We start from the raw sequence: 282 nt of genomic DNA, 5'->3' as shown, positions 1-282 counted from the left end.
GGGAGTACGGCCGCAAGGTTAAAACTCAAATGAATTGACGGGGGCCCGCACAAGCGGTGGAGCATGTGGTTTAATTCGATGCAACGCGAAGAACCTTACCTACTCTTGACATCCAGAGAACTTAGCAGAGATGCTTTGGTGCCTTCGGGAATTCTGAGACAGGTGCTGCATGGCTGTCGTCAGCTCGTGTTGTGAAATGTTGGGTTAAGTCCCGCAACGAGCGCAACCCTTATCCTTTGTTGCCAGCGGTTCGGCCGGGAACTCAAAGGAGACTGCCAGTGA

General features: G+C 52.8%; 1 rRNA gene. It reads left to right on the top strand.

The annotated features are described in order from the left end of the window. Positions 1–282: ribosomal RNA gene (locus tag ACJ8QI_RS25505) — 16S ribosomal RNA — on the top strand; the annotation flags it as partial.

Origin of the sequence: Serratia sp. CY84636, assembly GCF_052166245.1 — a bacterium.
Classification (GTDB): domain Bacteria; phylum Pseudomonadota; class Gammaproteobacteria; order Enterobacterales; family Enterobacteriaceae; genus Serratia; species Serratia nevei.
This window is presented reverse-complemented; position numbering and strand designations above follow the sequence as displayed.